The organism is Pseudoroseomonas cervicalis ATCC 49957 (assembly GCF_000164635.1).
GTDB classification, from domain to species: Bacteria; Pseudomonadota; Alphaproteobacteria; order Acetobacterales; family Acetobacteraceae; genus Pseudoroseomonas; species Pseudoroseomonas cervicalis.
On sequence record NZ_GG770777.1, the window covers coordinates 1,359,399 to 1,374,394 of the forward strand.

Sequence of the window (14,996 nt, forward strand, 5' to 3'; positions counted from 1 at the left end):
CGCCGAGCCGCTCGGCCAGGGGCCGCATCGCCTCCAGGATGCCGGGGGCCAGGGTCACGCCGTCGCGCAGCGCCGTCTCGCGCAGCGACAGCCCCTTCTGGCCGGGCAGCCGCACCGGCGGCAGGCCGGGGCGGGGCTCGGCGGCGCGGCAGGCGGCGGCGGTGTGGCCGGTCTGGCGGGTGAAGGCGCCGAGGCCGGCGAAGGCCTCCGGGTCGATCACCTGCAGGAACACCCCGGCCAGCATGCCGGAGGGCTGGTCCACCCGGCCATGGCCGGACAGGCCCTGGGTCAGCGCCTCGGTCACCAGCGCCCAGCCATAGCCCTTCTGGCCATGGTCCAGCCCGCCCGCCGGCAGGATGGTGCCGCCGCGGGTGATGGCGGCCGGGTCGTCGGTCGGCGTGCCATCGGCCTCCAGCAGCCAGGGATGCGGGAAGCGCTCGCCGCGCCGCATCAGGCGCTGGCTCATGTTGTTGGTGGTGATCGAGGCGCTGATGTCGGTGACCACCGGCACGTCGCCCGTCGGGAAGCCGGCGGCGAAGGGGTTGGGCGAGAACACGCCCTGCCGCGCGCCGAAGGGGGCCACGCTCGCCGTGCCGGGGGCGCTGCTGTAGAGCAGGCAGACCAGCCCGCGCTCCGCCGCCCGCGCCGGATAGACGGCCAGGCAGCCGATATGGTGGCTGTTGCCGATGGCGATGGTGACGGTGCCATGGGTCTTGACCCGCTGCATGGCGAGGTCGAGCGCCTTCATCGCCAGCCAGCCGCCCGGCAGGGCGCGGCCCTGCCAGGTGACGCAGGCGCCGCGGTCGGCGATGACCTCCGGCTCCCCCTCCAGCGCCATGCGCCCGGCCTCGATCTCCTCGATGTAGCGGGGCAGCAGGCCGAGGCCATGCGTCACATGGCCCATCAGGTCCGACTCGAGCAGCACCTCGGCCATCACCGCGGCCTTGTCGGCCGGGGCGCCGGCGGCGCGGAACAGCGCGGCGGCGGAATCCTGCAGGGCGGTCGCGTCAAAGCGCGGCGGGGCGGCTTCCATTCCCGGCTCTCCTTTCCTCCAACTCGTCGGATGATCCCACGGGTGGAGGGGGAGGGCAATTCGCGGGACCGCGAAAACCGCCCTGCCCTGCGGTCAGACCGCGCCGCGCAGCGCCGCCTCGGCCACCGCGTCCTGGGGCGCATCCTCGGGCGCGGGGGTCTCGAACACCTCCCCCCAGGCGCCCTTCAGCGCGCTGTCCAGCTCCTCCATCGTCGCGGTGACGCCGAGCTTCCACAGGCTGGTCACCCCGTGCTGGCGGATGCCGCAGGGGATGATGCCGGCGAAATGCGACAGGTCCGGCTCCAGATTGATGGCGATGCCGTGCCAGGTGACCCAGCGCGTCACCCGCACGCCGATGGCGGCGATCTTGTCCTCCCGCCCGCCATCGGCGACCCAGATGCCGACGCGCCCCTCCCGCCGCTCGCCCCGGATGTTGAAGCGGTCGAGGGCGCGGATCACCCATTCCTCCAGCCCGTGCACATAGGCGCGGATGTCGCGCGGCGGCACCGGGCCGTGCCGCCGGTTCAGATCCAGCATGACATAGGCGGTGCGCTGGCCGGGGCCGTGATAGGTCCATTGCCCGCCCCGCCCGGCCTGGAACACCGGGAAGCGCGGATCCACCAGCCCCTCGGGGGTCGAGGAGGTGCCGGCGGTGTAGGTCGGCGGGTGCTCGACCAGCCAGATCCGCTCGGCGGCCTGGCCGGCGCGGATCGCCTCGATGCGGCCGCGCATCTCGGCCAGGGCCGCCGGATAGTCGGTCAGCCCCTCGGCCACGCGCCATTCCGGCGCGGGCGCAGCGGGGGTTTCGGCCAGGGCGGGCAGGTCTTGGGTCGTCATGCCGGCGGAGATGGCACATCCCGGCGAAATATCCACCGGAACTTCGCCACCGGGCGTTGCCGGGCCGGGCGGCATCGGCTATACGCCCGACCCTGTTGATATGACCATTGTGCGGCCATGGCGGAATGGTAGACGCGCCAGCTTGAGGTGCTGGTGGGGGCAACCCCGTGGAAGTTCGAATCTTCTTGGCCGCATATTCCTGTAATCGCCCCGCTTGCCATCCGGTCCAGGTCCCTTGTGGCCCGCCGCCGGCTCCGTCATCGTCCGGGGCACGGAGGTGCCAATGGACGAGGATTTTCGCAAAGCCGCGCTCGACTACCACCGGCTGCCCCGCCCCGGGAAGCTGAGCGTCGAGGCCACCAAGCGCATGGCCACGCAGCGCGACCTGGCGCTGGCCTATTCGCCCGGTGTCGCCGCCGCCTGCGAGGCGATCGCCGAGGACCCCCGCGCCGCCCATGAGATGACCACCCGCGGCAACATGGTCGCGGTCATCACCAATGGCACCGCCGTGCTCGGCCTCGGCGCCATCGGCGCCCTGGCCTCGAAGCCGGTGATGGAAGGCAAGGCCGTCCTCTTCAAGAAGTTCGCCGGCATCGATTCCATCGACCTCGAGGTCGAGGAGCGCGACCCGCAGAAATTCATCGAGGCGGTCGCGGTGCTGGAGCCCTCCTTCGGGGCGATCAACCTCGAGGACATCAAGGCCCCCGAGTGCTTCATCATCGAGCAGACGCTGCGCGAGCGGATGAAGATCCCGGTCTTCCATGACGACCAGCATGGCACCGCCATCATCGTCGCCGCCGCGGTGCGCAACGGGCTGCTGCTGCAGGGCAAGACCCTGGCCGAGGCGAAGATCGTCACCTCGGGCGGCGGCGCCGCGGCGCTGGCCTGCCTCGACCTGCTGGTGGCGATGGGCGCCAAGCGCGAGAACATCACCGTCACCGACATCAAGGGCGTCGTCTACATCGGCCGCAACGAGCTGATGGACCCCTACAAGGACCGCTACGCGCGCGAGACCGACCAGCGCACGCTGGAGGACGCGCTGCCCGGCGCCGATGTGTTCCTCGGCCTCTCCGCGCCGCGCGTGCTGAAGGCGGAATGGCTGCCCAAGCTCGCCCCGCGCCCGCTGGTGCTGGCGCTGGCCAACCCCGAGCCCGAGATCCTGCCCGAGGCGGTGCGCGCCGCGCGCCCCGACGCCATCGTGGCCACCGGCCGCTCGGACTATCCGAACCAGGTCAACAACGTCCTCTGCTTCCCCTTCATCTTCCGCGGCGCCCTCGATGCCGGGGCCACCACCATCAACGAGGCGATGAAGGTCGCCGCCGTCGAGGCCATCGCCCGGCTGGCGCGCATCGAGGCCTCCGAGGTGGTGGCGGCGGCCTATGGCGGCCACGCCCCGGTCTTCGGCCCCGAATACATCATCCCCAAGCCCTTCGACCCGCGGCTGATCCTGGAGATCGCCCCGGCCGTGGCGCGGGCGGCGATGGATTCCGGCGTCGCCACCCGCCCCATCACCGATTTCGCCGCCTATCGCGAGACGCTGGAGCGCTTCGTCTACCGCTCCGGCGACCTGATGCGCCCGGTCATCCACGCCGCCCGCAAGGCGCCGAAGCGCGTGGCTTACGGCGAGGGCGAGGATGAGCGCGTGCTGCGCGCCGTGCAGTCGGTGCTGGATGACGGCATGGCCGAGCCGGTGCTGATCGGCCGCCGCCATGTCATCGAGGCCAAGGTGAAGGCCATGGGCCTGCGCATGGACCTGGAGGAGAGCGTGCGCCTGCTCGATCCCGAGCAGGACAAGGCGGTGTTCGGCCCGCTGGTCGAGCTGTACCGCGCCAAGGTCAACCGCCGCGGCGTGCCGCCCGATGCCTGCGCCCGCTTCGTCCGCACCCGCCCCACCGTCGCCGCCGCGCTGCTGCTGGAGACCGGCCAGGTGGACGCCGCCATCGTCGGCGGCCAGGGCGAGTGGATGCGCCACTGGCACCAGGCCTTCGACGTCATCGGCAAGCGCGCCGATGCCAGCCGCGTCTATGCGCTGACCGGCGTGATCCTGCCGGCCGGCACGCTGTTCTTCGTCGACACCCATCTGCTGGTCGACCCGACCGCCGAGCAGGTGGCCGAGATGACGCTGCTGGCGGCCGAGCAGGTGCGCGGCTTCGGCATGACGCCCAAGGTCGGGCTGCTCTCGCACTCCTCCTTCGGCGCCAGCCAGGCCCCCTCGGCCCGCAAGATGCGCGAGGCGCTGCGCCTGATCCAGGCCGCCGCCCCCGATCTGGAAGTGGATGGCGAGATGCATGCCGATGCGGCGCTGGTCCCCGCCATCCGCGAGAAGGCGGTGCATGACAGCCGGCTGACCGATTCGGCCAACCTCCTGGTCATGCCGAACCTCGATTCCGCCAACATCGCCTACAATCTGGTGAAGGCGGCGGCCGACGGGCTGCAGCTCGGCCCGATCCTGCTCGGCATGAACAAGCCGATCCACGTCCTGGTGCCGAGCGTGACCGCGCGCGGCATCGCCAACCTGACCGCCCTCGCCTCCGCCCAGGCTTAGTTTTTTTTTCGGGCTGCCGCCGTCCCGTTGCGAGGCGGGACTCTTTTTCGGGCTGCCGCGGTCCCGTTTCCAAGCGGGACGCGGCAGGCGGGAAGTGGCGCGGGGGCTGCCTTCTGCCCGCCCCGGGGCGGTGACATCGCGCCCCTGCGGGGCCATCTTCCCCGCATGGCGCAACCACCGGCCCGACCCACCACCGGCGCGATCGCCGCCTTCCTCCAGCAGGTGGAGGCGGTGCCGGCGCTGCGCACCGCCGCGCATCGCCCGGCCCGGCTGGTCTTCGGCATCGACGCCACGGCCAGCCGCCAGCCCAGCTGGGACCGCGCCTGCCAGCTCCAGGCCGAGATGTTCCTGGCCGCCGCGTCGCATGGCGGCCTGGCCATCCAGCTCGCCTACTATCGCGGCCATGCCGAATTCGCCGCCACCCCCTTCCTCGAGGACGGGGCGGAGCTGGCCCGCCGCATGGCCGGCATCACCTGCCTCGGCGGCATGACGCAGATCGGCGCGCTGCTGAACCATGCGCTCGCCCAGGCGGCGAGGGAGCGGCTGGCCGCCCTCGTCTTCGTCGGCGACGCGATGGAGGAGGCACCCGACCCGCTCTGCCACGCCGCCGGCCAGCTCGGCCTGCGCCAGGTGCCGGTCTTTGTCTTCCAGGAGGGCGAGGACGCGGCCGCGACCATGACCTTCCGCCAGATCGCCCAGCTCTCGGGCGGCGCGCATCACAGCCTGGGCCCCGGCAGCGCGGCGCGGCTGGCGGAGCTGCTGCGCGCTGTCGCCGTCTATGCCGCCGGCGGGCACGCGGCGCTGTCCCGCCTGCCCGGCCCGGCGGCGCGCAGCCTGCTGGCCCAGCTGCCCGCCCCCTCCTCCGGCAAGCCCGGGCGCTGAGGCCGCGCCATGCCCTGGCTGCTCGGCATCGTTGGCCTGCTGCTGCTGCTCGGCCTGCTGGCGCATCTTTTTGTCAGTGCCAGCACCGCCCAGGTGCGTCGCTATGGCGGCGTGCTGCTGGCGGTGCTGGGCGGGCTGCTGGTGCTGCTGACCCTCGCTTTGGTGCCGCTGCTGGCGCTGGCCGGGCGGCTGGTCCAGGCCGCCCCCCTGCTGCTGGTCCTGGCGCCCCTCGCCCATGCGCTGTGGCGGCGCTGGCGCAGCGCACGGCAGATCCACGCGCCGCCGCCGCAGACCAGCACACTCGAAACACCCACCCTGGCGATGCGCCTCGATCATGCCAGCGGCACCCTCTCCGGCCGGGTGAAGCGCGGCCGCTTCACCGGCCGCGAACTGGCCGAGCTGGACCTGTCCGCGCTGCTGGAGCTGGTGGCCGATTGCCAGGCCGCCGACACCGAGAGCCTGCCGCTGCTGGAAGCCTGGCTGGACCGCGCCCATCCCGGCTGGCGCGCGGCGCCGCCCCCCGCCGCCGACGACGCGCCGATGGACCGCGCCGCGGCCCTGGCCCTGCTCGGCCTCGCCGAGGGCGCCTCCCTGGAAGACATCCGGGCGGCGCACCGGCGGCTGATGCGCCAGGCTCATCCCGACCGTGGCGGGAATGCCGCGCTCGCGGCGCAACTGAACCGTGCGCGCGATCTTCTGCTCGGGTGAAGTTCATCGTTTTGGCTCGGGCCGGTCAATTGCCCATCTGTTCATAGCGTGGCAATGCTCTGCCTCAGGACAGCCTTCGTTCCGCCGCTTCCGGGTGGCCTGATGATGCGACCCCAGCCAGGAGGACCTGCTGAGTGACGAAACCCCTGAAAAAGGCCGTGCTGCCGGTCGCCGGCCTGGGCACGCGCTTCCTGCCCGCCACCAAGGCGCTGGCCAAGGAGATGCTGCCGGTCGTCGACAAGCCGCTGATCCAGTACGCGGTGGAGGAGGCGCGCGCCGCCGGCATCGACCAGTTCTGCTTCGTCACCGGCCGCGGCAAGACCGCGATCGTCGAGCATTTCGACGTCGCCTATGAGCTGGAGCGCACCCTGCAGGAGCGCGGCAAGCTCGACATCCTGGAGGATCTCCGCCGCCAGGCGCAGATGCCGGGCAGCATCACCACCGTGCGCCAGCAGGTGCCGATGGGCCTCGGCCACGCCATCTGGTGCGCCCGCTCCTTCATCGGCGACGACCCCTTCGCCATCCTGCTGCCCGACGACCTGATGCTGTGCAAGACCTCCTGCACCCAGCAGCTGGCCGAGGCCTATTACGAGACCGGCGGCAATGTCGTGGCCATCGAGGAAGTCCCGATGGAGCGCGTCAACAAGTATGGCGTGCTGGACGTGGCCGAGGACAAGGGCAAGCTGGTCTCGGTCAAGGGCCTGGTGGAGAAGCCGAAGCCCGAGGACGCGCCCTCCAACCTCACCGTCATCGGCCGCTACGTGCTGATGCCCGAGGTGCTGCCCTTCCTGGCGATGATGGAGAAGGGCGCCGGTGGCGAGGTGCAGCTGACCGACGCCATGGCCAAGCTGATCGGCACCCAGCCCTTCCACGGCCTGCGCTATGAGGGCCGCCGCTTCGATTGCGGCGACAAGGTCGGCTTCCTCGAGGCGCAGATCGCCTTCGCCCTGCAGCGCCCGGACATCGCCAAGGCGGTGCACGACTTCCTGCCGAAATACGTCTGAGGCGCGCGGCGCGGCGGCACCCTGCCGCGCCCCGCCGCCCGGCCGTCTGATCGGCCCTTCGCGATGGCGCGGCCCCAGCCGGGGCCGCGCCGTCGCGCATCATCCCCGCCGCCTGCGCGGCCGCCCTTCCATCGGACGTCCCTGACAAGGATCCCCGGATGACCGCTTTCCGCCACAGCTTCCACCCCACCTCGCTGCGCGAATACGACATCCGCGGCGTGGTCGGAAAAACCCTCTCCGGCGCGGACGCCTTCGCCATCGGCCGCTGCTTCGGCAGCATCGTCGCGCGCCAGGGCGGCAAGAAGGTCGCGGTCGGCTATGATGGCCGCCTCTCCTCGCCCGAGCTGGAGGCGCAGCTGGTCGCCGGCCTCGTCGCCTGCGGCCTGGAGGTCGCGCGCATCGGCTGCGGCCCGACGCCGATGCTCTACTTCGCCGCCTATGAGCTGGGCGCCGACGGCGCCGTCATGGTCACCGGCAGCCACAACCCGCCGGACTACAACGGCTTCAAGATGATGCTGGGCAAGAAGCCCTTCTTCGGCCAGCAGATCCAGGAGATCGGCCGCATGGCCGCCGAGGGCGACGTGGTGCCCGAGGCCTCCGGCAGCTCCACCAAGGTCGATGTCTCCGACGCCTACCTGGCGCGGCTGGTGCAGGATTACGACGGCGGCGACCGCGCGCTGAAGGTGGTCTGGGATCCGGGCAATGGCTCCGGCGCCGCGATCACCCAGCGCCTGGTGAAGATGCTGCCCGGCCAGCACACCGTCATCAATGGCGAGATCGACGGCAACTTCCCGAACCACCATCCGGACCCGACCGTCCTCAAGAACCTCGCCCAGATCATCGCGCGGGTGAAGGAAGAGGGCGCCGATCTCGGCATCGCCTTCGATGGCGACGCCGACCGCATCGGCGCCGTCGATGGCGAGGGCAACATGCTGTTCGGCGACCAGCTGCTGGTGGTGCTCGCCCGCGACGTGCTGAAGGCGCATCCGGGCGGCACCATCATCGCCGACGTCAAGGCCAGCCAGGTGCTGTTCGACGAGGTCGCCGCCGCCGGCGGCACGCCGCTGATGTGGAAGACCGGCCACTCGCTGATCAAGGCCAAGATGGCCGAGACCAAGTCGCCGCTCGCCGGCGAGATGTCGGGCCACATCTTCTTCGCCGACAAGTGGTACGGCTTCGACGACGCGCTCTATGGCGCCGTCCGCCTGCTCGGCATCGTGGCCCGCGCCGACCAGTCGCTGGCCGCCATGCGCGACGCCCTGCCCAAGGTCATCAACACCCCCGAGCTGCGCTTCGACTGCCCGGATGAGCGCAAGTTCGGCGTCATCCAGGAGGTGAAGCAGCGCCTCGCCCAGTCGGGCGCCAATGTGCAGGATGTCGACGGCGTGCGCGTGCTGACCGAGGATGGCTGGTGGCTGCTGCGCGCCTCCAACACCCAGGCCGTGCTGGTCGCCCGCGCCGAGGCCAAGACCGAGGCCGGGCTGGAACGGCTGAAGGCGCTGCTGGCGGAGCAGGTGACCGCCTCCGGGCTCGAAGCGCCGGATTTCTCGGGGGAGAATGCGGGGCACTGAGAGACCTGGCCAGGGGGCGCTGCCCCCTGACCCCCGCCGGGGGGATACGATCCCCCCGGACCCCGCGATCAGGGGGCAGCATGACACCTGAAACGCTGCGCCGCCTCCTGGCCGACGATCCGGCCTTCCGCGCGCCGTTGCAGGCGCTGCACCGCCTCGGCCTGCCGGATGCCTGGATCGGCGCCGGCTTCGTGCGCAACGCCGTCTGGGACGCACTCCACGGCCGCACGCCCCTGCCCCAGCCCGATTCCGACCTCGACGTCGTGTTCCACGGCCCGGGCGACGCCACGGCCGAGCCGTTGCTGGAAGCCCGGCTGCACGCTTTGGCGCCTGGCCTCGCCTGGTCGGTGCGCGACCAGGGCCGCATGCATCGCCGCCATGGCGACGCCCCCTATCGCGACACCGCCGACGCCCTGTGCCACTGGACCGAGACCGCGACCGCCATCGCCACCCGCCTGGACACGGCGGGCCAGGTGGAGCTGCTGGCGCCACTGGGGCTCGAAGACCTGTTCGGCCTGGTGCTGCGCCCGACGCCGGTGGCTGCCGCCGATCCCGTGCGGCTGGCGGCCTTCCACGCCCGCATCGAGGGGCGTGGCTGGCTGCGCCGCTGGCCCCGCCTGCGGCTTACTGCGGATGCACCGCCGGCACCCGCGCCCAGCCCTTCGGCTTGCGCACCTTCTCCCGCAGGAAGGTCATCACGCCCGACAGGATGATGATGGCGACGCCCAGCGCCATGATCGGCTCCAGATGGTCGCCGAACACCCAATAGCCAAAGCCGATCGCCCAGAGCATCTGGCTGTACTGCGCCGGCGCCACCAGGCTGGCCGGGATGCGCTGCGAGGCCAGCATCACCAGGATATTGGCCAGCGCCGCCAGCAGCCCATAGCCCAGCACCCAGAGCCATTGCACCGGCGTCGGCCAGACGAAATCCGGGAGCATGAGGATGCCGCAGCCGACGATCGGCCCGATCAGCCCGGCGCCATAGAGCGAGAGCCGGGTCTCGCTCCTGCCATAGGCGCGCATCATCACCACCGTCACCGCGCCGGACAGCCCGCCCACCACCGCGCCGGCATGGCCGATATTCAGCTCGCGGAAGCCCGGCCGCAGCACGATCAGCACGCCGACGAAGCCCAGGATCACCGCGCACCAGCGCCGCCACCCCACCGGCTCCTTCAGGAACAGCACGGAGAGCAGCGTCACGAAGCTCGGCATCAGGAACAACAGACAAAAAGCTTCGGCCATCGAGAGATGGGTGAAGGCGGTGACGCTGCCCAGGCTGCCGGTCAGCGCGGCGGCGGCACGCACCAGCCACATCCAGCCATTGCGGGCGCGGAACACGCCCAGATAGCTCTCGCCGCGGGATTTCAGGAAGGGCAGCGCCACCACGCCGGACAGCGCGCCGAAGAACACCGCCTCATAGGCGCTGAGGCTGCCATGCAGCAGCTTCACCGAGGCGTCGCTCACCGCATAGGCGGCATAGGCCAGGAAGGCCAGCAGGATGCCTTGCGGCGAGGTGCGGTCCATGAGAAGCCCGAGACGTCGTGAGCGCCGCATGTGACGCAGCGCAGCCGCCCCCGCCAGGGTGGGAATGGTGACAATTCGGCATCGCTGCCGTGCAGGAAAGGCCGCCTCATGCTGCAACGCCCCCCCGCCGAGCCCGGCATGCGCGAGGAGGAGGTGGACACCCCGGCGCTGATCCTCGACCTCGACGCCTTCGAGGCCAATCTGGACGCCATGGCGGCCTTCCTGGCGCCGACGGGGGCGAAGCTGCGGGCCCACGCCAAGACGCACAAATCCCCGGTGGTGGCGCTGCAGCAGATGCGCCGCGGCGCCGTGGGCCAGTGCGTGCAGAAGGTGGCCGAGGCCGAGGCCCTGGCCTGGGGCGGCGTGCCGGACATCCTGGTCTCGAACGAGGTGGTCTCGCCGCGCAAGCTGGCCCGGCTGCTGGCGCTGTCGGCCATCAGCAAGGTGGCGCTCTGCGCCGATGACGCGGCCGGCGTGGCGCTGATCGAACAGGCGGCCGAGGCCGCCGGCCAGCGCGCCACGGTGCTGGTGGAGATCGATGTCGGCGCCGGCCGCTGCGGCGTGGCGCCGGGGCCGGAGGCGGTGGCGCTGGCGAGCCGCATCGCCGCCAGCCCGCACCTGATCTTCGGCGGGTTGCAGGCCTATCACGGCAGCGCCCAGCACATCCGCAGCCCGGAGGGCCGCGCCGCCGCCATCGAAGCCGCCATCGGGCACACCCGGCGCAGCGTCGAGCAGCTGCGCCAGCAGGGCCTGGCCTGCGCCATCGTGGGCGGCGCCGGCACCGGCACCTTCCCGCATGAGGCGGCGAGCGGCGTCTACAACGAGGTGCAGGCCGGCTCCTACGCCTTCATGGACGCCGACTACGCCGCCAATGAGCAGGCGCCGCCCTTCCGCCACGCGCTGTTCGTGCTGGCCCAGGTGATGAGCGCGCCGCGCCAGGGCTTCGCCGTGCTGGATGCGGGGCACAAGGCGGCGCCGACCGATTCGGGCTTCCCCAAGGTCTGGCAGCGCCCCGGGCTGCGCTATGCCGGGGCCTCGGACGAGCATGGCAATCTGCTGGCCGAGGACGGGCCGGCGCCGAAGCTGGGCGAGAAGCTGCGCCTGGTGCCCGGCCATTGCGACCCGACCATCGACCGCTATGACTGGTTCGTGGGTGTGCGCAACGGGCGCGTCGAATGCCTGTGGCCGATCACCGCGCGGGGCGCGATGCAGTGAGCCAAACGGAAGGCGGGGTCCGGGGGGACCCTGTCCCCCCGGCGGGGTGCAGGGGCGGAGCCCCTGCCCTCAGCCCTTCGTCAGCATGAACAGCGCCTGTTCCCCAAACAGATTCGCCAGCCTGACCGAGCGCTTCCAAGGCGCGCGCAGGCCGCGTTCATCGACGGCCAGCCACTGCTCCACCCGGTAGCCATCACCGGCGCAGAGGTCGAAGAAATCCAGGATGGTGCAGGGGTGGATGTTGGGTGTCTCGTGCCAGGGGCGGCCCCAGGTCTCGGTCATCGGCATGCGGCCGGTCAGCAGCAGCTTCATCCGCACCTCCCAATGGCCGAAATTGGGGAAGGAGACGATGGCGTGCCGGCCGATGCGCAGCATCTGCCGCAGCACCTCGCGCGGCCGCTCCACCGCGTGCAGGGTGCGCGACAGCACGACATAGTCGAACGCGCCGTCCGGGTAGAAGGCCAGGTCGTTGTCGGCATCGCCATGGATCACGGCCAGCCCCTGGGCGACGGCGGCGGTGGCCTGGTCCATGTCGATCTCGATGCCGCGGGCGTCGGCATTCTTCTCGCGCTCCAGGTGTTCCAGCAGCGCGCCATCGCCGCAGCCGATGTCGAGCACGCGGGTGCCGGGCGCGATCATCTCCGCGATCAGCCGCAGATCGAGGCGCATGTTCTTGGCGACGTAGCGGACCGGGGCGTGGGTATCGGGCACGGTGTTTCCTGACCCGCCGGCGGGCGCTACCCGCCGGCCCTGGAAGAAAAGAAGGGGGTGCGGGGGAAGGCTCTCCCCCGCTCTTGCTTCCCTTTAGTCCCGCCTTTCGCCCGGCGCAAAACGCGAACGGGGGCCACCAGGGCCCCCGCTGCTTCCCGCCTTGGAGAAGGCGGTATCAGGCGGCGCGCAGGGCGCGCGGCAGGTCGGAGATCGCCTGGTCGACCAGCTTGGCGTCGCCGGTGGCGTCGAGGGTGGTGGCGATCACCTCCCGCGCGGCGCTGGCGGCGATGCTGGCGGCGGCCTGGCGGACCTCGGCCACGGCACCGGCCTCGGCGGCGGCGATGCGGTCCATCGCCATGCGCTCGCGGCGCTTGGCGGAGGCCTCGGCCTCGGCGGCGGCGGCGGCGGCCAGGCGCTCGGCCTCGGCCTTGGCGCGGGCGATCATGCCCTCGGCCTCGGCGGCGGCGGCGGCGCGGTCGGCCTCGGCCTGGCGGCGCATCGCCTCGGCCTCGGCGCGCAGGCGGCCGGCCTCATCGAGCTCGGCGCGGATCTTGTTGGCGCGGGCGTCGAGCGCCTCGGTCGCCTTGGCCCACATCGTGCGGCCGAGCAGCACGACGAAGATGACGAAGGAGATGGCGACCCAGAACTTCGGGTCCAGCCAGAAATGCTCGTAGTGGTGCATGCTGCCCTCCTCTCGCCCGGCGCTTATGCCCGGCCCTGCGCGGCCAGCTCGCGCTGGACGGCGGCGGACACGGCGGCCTCGTTGCTGCTGCCGGTCAGGCGCTGCACCAGCGCGTTCGCGGTGTCGGTGGCCACTTCGCGCAGCGCGCCCATGGCGGTGTCGCGGGCGGCGGCGATGCGCGCCTCGGCGCTGGCGATCTGCTGGTTCAGCCGCTCGTTCAGCGCCGCGTTGCGGGCGGCGACATCGGCCTGGGCGGCCTCGACGGCGGCGGTGATGGCGGCCTGGCTCTCGGCGCGGGCCTTGGCGGTCGCGGCCTGGTGGGCGGCCATGGCGGCATCGGCCTCGGCCTTGGCGGCGCGGGCGGCGTCGAGGTCACCCTCGATGCGGCTGCGGCGCTCCTCCAGCACGGAGGCGGCCTTGGGCAGCACGATGCTGGACAGCACGTAGTAGAAGACGCCGAAGATGATCAGCAGCCAGACCACCTGCGCCAGCATCAGCGGGTTGCCGAAGTCGAGCTGCGGCATGCCCTCGGCCGCGGAGGCGGCGGTGGTGGAGGCGGCCATCGCCAGCGTGGCGAGCGCCAGCCGGGCGGTGAGGGTGTTTCCGGGCTTCATCATCTGCGTCCTCGGGCTGCTCATCCTGATCCGTCCGCGCCAGGCGGGCGGCAAGTCCGATGGCGCGCGGGACGGGCCCGCGCGCCAGCCGGGATCAGGTGAACAGGATCAGGAAGGCGATCAGCAGGGCGAACAGCGCCACGGCTTCCGTCAGGGCGAAGCCCAGGATGCCGATCGGGAAGACGGTGTCGCGGGCGGCCGGGTTGCGGGCGACCGAGGCGATCAGCGTCGAGAAGATGTTGCCCAGCGCCAGGCCGACGCCGAACAGGGCGAGGACGGCGATGCCGGCACCAATGGCCTTAGCAGCAAGCACGATTTCCATCAGAAGGATCCCTTCGCTGATCTGATGTTGGGTCTGTCAGACGCGGCTCTGCAAGAACGTGGCCCCCTTGTGGGGACTGGCCCCGTCAGTGCAGGTGCACCGCGTCGTGCAGGTAGATGCTGGTCAGGATGGCGAACACATAGGCCTGCAGGAAGGCGACCAGGAGTTCGAACCCCACCAGAAGCACGTTGACCGTCAGCGGCAGCACCGCGACGAGGGGCCCGACGATGCCCAGGCCGCCCAGCAGCACGACGAAGGTGGCGAACACCTTCAGCAGCACGTGGCCGGCGACCATGTTGGCGAACAGACGGACCGAGAGGCTGATCGGGCGCGAGAGGTAGGAGACCACCTCGACCGGCACGATGATCGGGGCGAGCCAGAGCGGCGCGCCCTCGGGGAAGAAGTAGCCGAAGAACTTCTTGCCGTGCAGCATGAGCGCCACGACGGTGGTCACCAGGAACACCAGGAAGGCCAGGCCGAAGGTGACGGCGATGTGGCTGGTGTAGGTGAAGGCGTAGGGCAGCAGGCCGATCACGTTGCCGAACAGCACGAACATGAACAGCGCGAAGACGAAGGGGAAGTAGCGCTTCCCCTCATGCCCCACCTGGCCGGTGACCAGGTTCTCGACGAATTCGTAGAAGGTCTCGGCCAGGGCCTGGAAGCGGCCCGGCACCACGGCGCGCGGGGCCATGCCCATCGCCATGATCAGCACGATCACCACGCAGGCGGCCAGCATGTGCGCGTTGGACTGGGTGAAGTTCACCGCCGCGCCAATCGGCCCGAAGGCGTGGGTCAGCTCGAACTGGCTCAGCGCGTCGATCGTCTTGCCTTCGGCGGCCACTGCGGCTCTCCCGTAATCCGGTGCTAACTGCGCGCGCCGCGCTTGGGGCTGAACAGTCGGTAGACGTTCAACACCCCCGCGGCACCACCCACCACGAAGAAGACCAGGAAGAGCCAGGGGAAGCTGCCAAGCCAGCGATCGAGGAGCCAGCCGATGCCCGCCCCCGCGATGAGGGCCGACACCACCTCGATCCCCGCCCGCAGGCCGATCCGCAACGCGCCTCCGGGCAGCCCGCCAGGGCCGCCTGCGGCAGCGTCATCGGCGCCCTTGTCAAGGCCGCGGCGTTGCCGGGCCTGGCGCAGGCGCGCATCGAAATCGTCGCGTTCGTTCACCCTCGCTCCCGCTGCGGTCCCCCCGCCGGAAGGCTGGACGGCTCGTAAGGGGGCGTTCATGGAGTGTCAAGTGCGCGCGGCGGGATGCGCGGCCCGCCACCGCCCGGAGACCCCGCGCCAGCGGGCTCGGCCGCCCCTTCCGCCCCGCCGTCCGGCATCGCCAGGGTGCGCACCC

16 protein-coding genes and 1 tRNA gene are annotated in these 14,996 nt (G+C 71.4%); 8 read left to right on the plus strand and 9 right to left on the minus strand.

Going from position 1 to position 14,996, the window contains the following annotated elements; translation table 11 throughout:
* Together HMPREF0731_RS05875 and lipB are read right to left on the minus strand one after the other, a co-directional pair.
* The coding region (locus tag HMPREF0731_RS05875; protein WP_007003131.1) for an Ldh family oxidoreductase at positions 1 to 1,033 on the minus strand (1,033 nt) is incomplete at its 3' end.
* A 93-nt stretch (positions 1,034 to 1,126) separates the two neighbouring features.
* Positions 1,127 to 1,870 carry a lipoyl(octanoyl) transferase LipB gene (lipB, locus tag HMPREF0731_RS05880; protein ID WP_051014663.1) on the minus strand — a complete coding sequence of 248 codons (744 nt, stop codon included), beginning with the start codon at positions 1,868 to 1,870 and terminating at the stop codon, positions 1,127 to 1,129.
* 111 nt (positions 1,871 to 1,981) lie between these two features.
* On the opposite strand from lipB, the gene HMPREF0731_RS05885 reads away from it, so the two are divergent.
* From HMPREF0731_RS05885 to HMPREF0731_RS23585, 7 genes are all read left to right on the plus strand, one after another.
* A tRNA-Leu gene (locus HMPREF0731_RS05885) sits at positions 1,982 to 2,064 on the plus strand.
* Between the two features lie 89 nt (positions 2,065 to 2,153).
* The gene (locus HMPREF0731_RS05890) at positions 2,154 to 4,415 is read left to right on the plus strand and encodes an NADP-dependent malic enzyme (RefSeq protein WP_040611961.1); all 2,262 of its coding nucleotides are present in this window, start codon (positions 2,154 to 2,156) and stop codon (positions 4,413 to 4,415) included.
* 165 nt (positions 4,416 to 4,580) lie between these two features.
* The gene (locus tag HMPREF0731_RS05895; protein ID WP_007003134.1) at positions 4,581 to 5,297 is read left to right on the plus strand and encodes a vWA domain-containing protein; all 717 of its coding nucleotides are present in this window, start codon (positions 4,581 to 4,583) and stop codon (positions 5,295 to 5,297) included.
* 9 nt (positions 5,298 to 5,306) lie between these two features.
* Complete coding sequence (locus tag HMPREF0731_RS05900) at positions 5,307 to 6,005, plus strand: J domain-containing protein (protein ID WP_007003135.1); 699 nt, start codon at positions 5,307 to 5,309, stop codon at positions 6,003 to 6,005.
* Positions 6,006 to 6,139: 134 nt separating this feature from the next.
* Positions 6,140 to 7,009: a UTP--glucose-1-phosphate uridylyltransferase GalU gene (gene galU, locus HMPREF0731_RS05905; protein WP_007003136.1), complete on the plus strand. Its 870-nt coding sequence runs from the start codon at positions 6,140 to 6,142 to the stop codon at positions 7,007 to 7,009.
* Between the two features lie 158 nt (positions 7,010 to 7,167).
* On the plus strand, positions 7,168 to 8,580 hold the full coding sequence (pgmG, locus tag HMPREF0731_RS05910; RefSeq protein ID WP_007003137.1) for a phosphoglucomutase/phosphomannomutase PgmG: 1,413 nt from the start codon (positions 7,168 to 7,170) through the stop codon (positions 8,578 to 8,580).
* Between the two features lie 80 nt (positions 8,581 to 8,660).
* A complete protein-coding gene (locus HMPREF0731_RS23585) occupies positions 8,661 to 9,293 on the plus strand; it encodes a nucleotidyltransferase family protein (protein WP_007003138.1) in 633 nt (210 codons plus the stop codon).
* On the opposite strand, the gene HMPREF0731_RS05920 is transcribed toward HMPREF0731_RS23585, so the two are convergent.
* Positions 9,205 to 10,104: a DMT family transporter gene (locus HMPREF0731_RS05920; protein WP_007003139.1), complete on the minus strand. Its 900-nt coding sequence runs from the start codon at positions 10,102 to 10,104 to the stop codon at positions 9,205 to 9,207. The two genes, HMPREF0731_RS23585 and HMPREF0731_RS05920, sit on opposite strands and share 89 nt — an antisense overlap.
* Before the next feature lie 108 nt (positions 10,105 to 10,212).
* Between HMPREF0731_RS05920 and HMPREF0731_RS05925 the strand changes: the two genes are divergently transcribed.
* A complete protein-coding gene (locus HMPREF0731_RS05925) occupies positions 10,213 to 11,319 on the plus strand; it encodes a DSD1 family PLP-dependent enzyme (RefSeq protein WP_007003140.1) in 1,107 nt (368 codons plus the stop codon).
* A gap of 69 nt (positions 11,320 to 11,388) precedes the next feature.
* Here HMPREF0731_RS05925 and metW read toward each other — a convergent pair whose 3' ends face one another.
* The 6 genes from metW to HMPREF0731_RS05955 all read right to left on the minus strand — a co-directional run bounded on the left by metW (position 11,389) and on the right by HMPREF0731_RS05955 (position 14,821).
* A complete protein-coding gene (metW, locus tag HMPREF0731_RS05930) occupies positions 11,389 to 11,988 on the minus strand; it encodes a methionine biosynthesis protein MetW (protein WP_040612368.1) in 600 nt (199 codons plus the stop codon).
* A gap of 217 nt (positions 11,989 to 12,205) precedes the next feature.
* Positions 12,206 to 12,712, minus strand: coding sequence for a F0F1 ATP synthase subunit B family protein (locus tag HMPREF0731_RS05935; RefSeq protein ID WP_007003142.1), 507 nt, complete (start codon positions 12,710 to 12,712; stop codon positions 12,206 to 12,208).
* A 23-nt stretch (positions 12,713 to 12,735) separates the two neighbouring features.
* The gene (locus HMPREF0731_RS05940; RefSeq protein WP_007003143.1) at positions 12,736 to 13,350 is read right to left on the minus strand and encodes a F0F1 ATP synthase subunit B family protein; all 615 of its coding nucleotides are present in this window, start codon (positions 13,348 to 13,350) and stop codon (positions 12,736 to 12,738) included.
* A 70-nt stretch (positions 13,351 to 13,420) separates the two neighbouring features.
* Positions 13,421 to 13,648 (minus strand): ATP synthase subunit C family protein, encoded by a 228-nt coding sequence (locus tag HMPREF0731_RS05945; RefSeq protein WP_007003144.1) that lies wholly within the window; start codon positions 13,646 to 13,648, stop codon positions 13,421 to 13,423.
* A gap of 85 nt (positions 13,649 to 13,733) precedes the next feature.
* Positions 13,734 to 14,489: a F0F1 ATP synthase subunit A gene (locus HMPREF0731_RS05950; protein ID WP_007003145.1), complete on the minus strand. Its 756-nt coding sequence runs from the start codon at positions 14,487 to 14,489 to the stop codon at positions 13,734 to 13,736.
* A gap of 23 nt (positions 14,490 to 14,512) precedes the next feature.
* A complete protein-coding gene (locus tag HMPREF0731_RS05955) occupies positions 14,513 to 14,821 on the minus strand; it encodes an AtpZ/AtpI family protein (protein ID WP_007003146.1) in 309 nt (102 codons plus the stop codon).
* Positions 14,822 to 14,996 lie beyond the last annotated feature (175 nt).